This window comes from Pedomonas mirosovicensis (assembly GCF_022569295.1).
Classification (GTDB): domain Bacteria; phylum Pseudomonadota; class Alphaproteobacteria; order Sphingomonadales; family Sphingomonadaceae; genus Pedomonas; species Pedomonas mirosovicensis.
The window spans coordinates 1-5000 of record NZ_JAKFIA010000001.1 but is presented as its reverse complement, the minus strand read 5'-3'; the positions used below and the strand labels follow the sequence as shown (position 1 = coordinate 5000).

6 protein-coding genes (1 of these 6 running past the window's edge) are annotated in these 5000 nt (G+C 67.0%); all 6 read left to right on the top strand.

Annotated elements, in window-relative coordinates:
* Positions 1-506 carry the 3' portion of a GntR family transcriptional regulator gene (locus L0C21_RS00030; protein ID WP_310593342.1) on the top strand. 160 nt of this gene lie to the left of the window's left edge, so 506 of the gene's 666 nt are visible here — the last part of the coding sequence; its start codon lies off the left edge, out of view; the stop codon is at positions 504-506.
* 296 nt (positions 507-802) lie between these two features.
* Positions 803-3340, top strand: coding sequence for an error-prone DNA polymerase (locus L0C21_RS00025; protein WP_259276435.1), 2538 nt, complete (start codon positions 803-805; stop codon positions 3338-3340).
* Entirely contained in the window at positions 3240-3668 is a 429-nt protein-coding gene (locus tag L0C21_RS00020) for a helix-hairpin-helix domain-containing protein (protein ID WP_259276434.1), read from the top strand. Before L0C21_RS00025 ends, L0C21_RS00020 begins: the two co-directional genes overlap by 101 nt.
* Complete coding sequence (locus tag L0C21_RS00015) at positions 3598-4071, top strand: OB-fold nucleic acid binding domain-containing protein (RefSeq protein ID WP_259276433.1); 474 nt, start codon at positions 3598-3600, stop codon at positions 4069-4071. The genes L0C21_RS00020 and L0C21_RS00015 overlap by 71 nt, the downstream gene beginning before the upstream one ends.
* A gap of 250 nt (positions 4072-4321) precedes the next feature.
* On the top strand, positions 4322-4516 hold the full coding sequence (locus L0C21_RS00010) for a hypothetical protein (RefSeq protein WP_259276432.1): 195 nt from the start codon (positions 4322-4324) through the stop codon (positions 4514-4516).
* Between the two features lie 254 nt (positions 4517-4770).
* The coding region (locus L0C21_RS00005; RefSeq protein ID WP_259276431.1) for a hypothetical protein at positions 4771-5000 on the top strand (230 nt) is incomplete at its 3' end.

Genomic DNA, 5000 nt, shown 5'->3' with positions numbered 1-5000 from the left:
CCCTCAATCGGCTTGTGGTTGAACGACTGATTGATGGCGCGCCGGGCCTCGGCTTTTTCGCGCGCCAGCCATCTGAACTGGAGATCCGCAACCTTTACGATATGAACCAGTGGTATCTCGGCCTGGCGCTCAGCGAGGCGGAGAAATCGACGACGCCATCGGATTCCTCGCGCATCGCGGCATTGGTATCGGCCCTCAACGGGGGGCAGGCTGGCGATCCGCAGGTCCAGGAGGTGGTCCCCAACGCCACGGGAGAGTTCACGCTCCTGGTGGCGGAACAAGCCCGCAACTCCGAGATCTTCCGGTCCGTCGGCAACATCAATGACCGGCTGTACTATGTCAGGGTGTGCGAATGCCGCCTGCTGCCAGATACCGTCAGCCAGTTGCAAACCATGTTCCAGCAGTTCCAGGCGCGTCAGCTCGATGATCTGCGCCAGTCTATCAAGACCTATCATGAAGCCAGGTCGGCCCTGCTTCCCGATCTCATCCGGGAGCTGACCCGCTAAAAGAACATCTGCCGGGTCAGTCCCCGGCCCAGCCTGCCGGCACGAGAACCTGCCCCCTGCATGGTTCCTGTTTGCCGGCCTTTGGCTTTTAAGAGGGGGTGCATTGGCAGCGGCCGCATCCCCCGGATTTCCCTGAAAACCACGGGATCTTCGCCGCGTCCGTCGCTTGATGGAGGCTGGGGCGCGATGAGGCGCAGGATGGCGCTTTGTTCGCGGAAAGGCTTGTGATAAAGTGGAACAAATAGAGAACAAAGAAACGCGCGCAGAACAAGCCCACTCTTGCCCAGCAGGTGCTTATGAGCCGCTACGCCGAACTTCAGGTGACGACCAACTTCTCCTTCCTGCGAGGCGCGAGCCATGCGGAGGAACTGGTGGAGCGCGCGCAAGCGCTGGGCCTTGAGGCGCTCGCCATCACCGACCGCAACACCCTGGCCGGCATCGTGCGCGCTCATATGGAAGCGAAGAAGCGTGGGGTGCGGCTGGTGATCGGCTGCCGGGTCGATCTGGCGGACGCGCCCTCGCTGCTGGTCTACCCGACGGACCGCGCCGCCTATGGCCGGCTGTCGCAGTTGCTGACGCTGGGCAAGCGCCGCGCCCCCAAGGGGGAATGCCACCTGACGCTGGCCGACGTGGCGGCGCGCAGCGAGGGCCAGGTCATCGTCATCATTCCGCCCGAGCGGCGGGACCGCTCCACCATCGCCGACTTCATCAAGCAATTGCTGCTGATGAAGCAAATGCTCCGCCCGGCCACGCAAGTTTACCTTGCCGCCCAGCACCTCTACCGGGGGGACGACCGGCGCTGGCTCGGCCGCCTGCAGGCTATCGGCGACGGGCTCGGCCTGCCGCTGGTCGCCACCAACGACGTGCTCTATCACGACGCGGACCGCCGCCCGCTTCAGGACGTGCTCGCCTGCATTCGCGAGAAGACGACGCTGAGCGCGGCGGGTGCGGCGCTCGCCGCGCACAAGGAGCGGCATCTGAAGCCGCCTGAAGTGATGGCCGAGCTGTTCGCGGGGCATGAGGCGGCGCTGGACAACACCCTCAGGATCGTCAGCGCCTGTCGGTTCAGCCTTGATGAACTGCGCCATGAGTATCCGGAGGAAGCGGTGCCCGCCGGGCTGACCGCGCAGCAGCACTTGGAGTCGCTGGTATGGCAGGGTGCGGCGCAGCGGTATCCGGGCGGCCTGCCCGATGCGGTGCGGGAGGCGGCGCAGCGCGAGCTGGCGCTCATCGCCCGCATGGACTGCGCGCCTTATTTCCTGACGGTCCATGATATTGCCGCCTACGCGCGGGGGCAGAACATTCTGTGCCAGGGACGCGGCGCGGCTGCCAATTCGGTGGTGTGCTTCTGCCTTGGCATCACGGCGGTCAACCCGGCCGAATCGGACCTGCTGTTTGAGCCCTTCCTCAGCGAAGAGCGGCAGGAGCTGCCCGATATCGACATCGACCTCGAGCACGAGCGGCGCGAGGAAGTCATCCAGTACATCTACAACCGCTATGGCCGCCACCGGGCGGGCTTGGCGGCGACGGTCATTTCCTACCGTCCGCGCTCGGCGATTCGGGACGTGGGCAAGGCCATGGGGCTGAGCGAGGACGTTACCGCCACGCTGGCGGGCGCCATCTGGGGCGCGGGGCAGGGCAGTGACCGGGGTGGCGAGATCGACGAGAAGCGCCTGCGCGCGGCCGGCATTCAGGTTCTGGACGCCAAGCTGATGCGGGCGCTGCATCTGGCCAACGCGCTCATCGGCTTCCCACGCCACCTCGCGCAGCATGTGGGCGGCTTCGTGCTGACGCGCGGGGCGCTGGACGAGACCGTGCCCATCGGCAATGCGGCCATGGCGGAGCGCACCTTCATCGAGTGGGACAAGGACGACATCAGCGTCCTTGGCCTCCTCAAGGTGGACGTGCTGGCGCTGGGGATGCTCACCGCGCTTCACAAGGCGTTTGATCTGGTGGGCAAGCATCACGGCCGCGCGCTCACGCTCGGCACCCTCCCGAGGGAGGAGGCTGCGGTCTACGACATGCTGTGCAACGGCGATCTGGTTGGCGTCTTCCAGCTGGAAAGCCGGGCGCAGGCGACCATGCTGCCGCGCCTCAAGCCGTGCAGTTTCCGGGACCTGGCCATTCAAATGGCGATCGTGCGCCCCGGCCCGGTGCAGGGCGACATGGTGCAGCCTTACCCGCGCCGCCGCGACGGGCTGGAGGCGGTGTCCTGCCCCGCGCCCGCGCCGGAGCACGGCCCGGCGGGCGAGCTGGAACCCATCCTTGCCAAGACCCTCGGCGTCCCCCTGTTCCAGGAACAGGCCTTGCATATCGCCATCGTGGCGGCCCGGTTCACGCCGACGGAGGCTGACGGGCTTCGCCGGGCCATGGCCGCTTCCCGCCGCCGGGGCCTTCAGGCCTACGAAGGGATGATGACCCAGCGCATGACAGCGCGCGGCTATGACCCAGGCTTTGCCAAACGCTGCTTTGAGCAGATCAAGGGCTTTGGCGAATATGGCTTTCCTGAAAGCCATGCGACGAGCTTCGCGCTGCTGGCCTATGCCTCGGCCTGGCTGAAGCGCCATTACCCGGATGTATTCTGCGCCGCGCTGCTCAACGCCCAACCGCTTGGCTTCCATGCGCCGGCCCAGATCGTGCGCGATGCGCGCGAGCACGGCGTCGAGGTGCGCGAGCCGGACATCAACCGCTCCCATTGGGATTGCACGCTGGAGGCGGCGGGTGAGGGCCGTTATGCGGTGCGACCTCGGCCTGCGGATGATCGACGGGCTCAGCCAGAACGCCGGACAGGCGTTGGTGGAGGCTCGCCGCGAAGGGCTGTTCCGCACCGTTGAGGAGCTGCGCCGCCGCTCCGGCCTGCCGGTCGATGCGCTGGAGAAGCTGGCCGCCGCCGATGCCTTCCGCTCGCTGGGGCATGACCGGCGGCAGGCCCATGTGGCTGTGCGCTCCGTGCCCAAGGCCAAGCCGCTGCCGCTGTTCGAGCATGTGGGCGAGGTGGTGCCCGAGCCCACCATGTCCTTGCCGGACATGGCGCTCGCGGAAGAGACGGTGGTGGACCCACGCGCTGGGCCAGTCGCTGAAGGCGCATCCCATGGAACTGCTGCGGCCCCGCTATGCAGGCCTTGGCATCCGCACCTGCGCCTCGCTCCAGACGGCGGTTGATGGCGTGCGCGCCAGCGTCATCGGCGTGGTGCTGGCGCACCAGCGGCCCGAGAACGCCGGCGGTGTGGTGTTCCTGACCCTGGAAGACGAGACCGGCACCGCCAGCATCATGTTCTGGCCTAGCGTGTTCGAGAAGCACCGCGCCGCCGTCATGGAAGGGCGCTTGGTGCGGATCGAAGGGCGGGTACAGCGGCTGGAGGCAAGGCCGGGCGGTCGCGGGTCATCAGGGTCGGCAGTGCATCTGGTGGCGGTCCGTATTCCCGACCAGACGCCAGACCCGAAGCGCCTGACCGATGGCCAACCCTCTCCGGGCAGCGGGGCGGGACCGCGCGGCGAGCCTGCCCGCCCGCAAGCCGCAGGGCCGCCCGGCCCGCGCCGCGTCCCGCTCGCGGGGTTTCATTGAGGAGCCTCAGGCTCCCTCCCGATTGCGGAGGCAAGCAAGCAAAAGACCAAGGGGGACTTGGCCCCGCCTGCGAAACAAAAACAATTCAGTTACTTCCCTTTAAAAAGCGAAGCGGCGGGCCCCCGGTGGGGAGCCCGGCAGATTTCACGCTGACGCCCCCGCCCAAATCGGTTAGGATGAATACCGGGCAAATGTAACGGGGCAAGAGGGGGCATGGACGGACCATTGCGCCGGACTCTTGGTATTGGCCGTGATCGCGACCGCCGCGCCGGTCAGCGCCGGTTTCGCAGCCACGCCCGGTGACGCGCCAGCCGCCGCCGCATCCCGGCAGGCTCCCAATCTCTACGGTGCGCTTACGCAGAAGAACCCATCCTCCGATGTGATCGCGCCGCTCATCGAGCAGGCAATCCGTCAGGGCGGGCTTCGCCTGCGCGCCGCTGCGTGACTATCAGATTTTCCGCGTCGACGCGCAAAGCCAGACGCTCAAGGCCAAGTGCGCCGAACGGCCGACCTACGCGCTCACCGTTGCCTCCCAGGGCAGCATCCGGGTAGGGGGCGGCGATGGCACCGTTCAGCCGATGAACCCGCAGGATGGCCCTATCGTGCCGGTTTGGGGCATTCGCGCCGACCGCTATCTTGCCCAGGCGGCGAAAACCGAGGCGGTGGCCTCGCAGCCAGCCGCTGCTGCAACGACTCGTCATGCGACGGCGGCCGGAGCGATCCCAGCTCTCCCGGCTGGGCAGGAATGGGGACCAACGCTCTGGGCGGGCCTGTTGCTGGCGGTTCTCGCTGGCGCTGCCCTGCTGGTCTGGTTCAACGCGCGACCACGAAGCGGCGGGCTTCACCAGCCATGACAAGGACCTGCTGATGGAGGAATCGCAGGAGATCCTGCCGGAAATCTATCAGCACCCGGAAGGCTGGTTCATCGT

Excerpts from the sequence above, each read along its gene's own strand:
- L0C21_RS00025 (WP_259276435.1), top strand. The coding sequence starts at position 803 with ATGAGCCGCTACGCCGAACTTCAGGTGACGACCAACTTCTCCTTCCTG.
- L0C21_RS00020 (WP_259276434.1), top strand. The coding sequence starts at position 3,240 with ATGCGGTGCGACCTCGGCCTGCGGATGATCGACGGGCTCAGCCAGAAC.
- L0C21_RS00015 (WP_259276433.1), top strand. The coding sequence starts at position 3,598 with ATGGAACTGCTGCGGCCCCGCTATGCAGGCCTTGGCATCCGCACCTGC.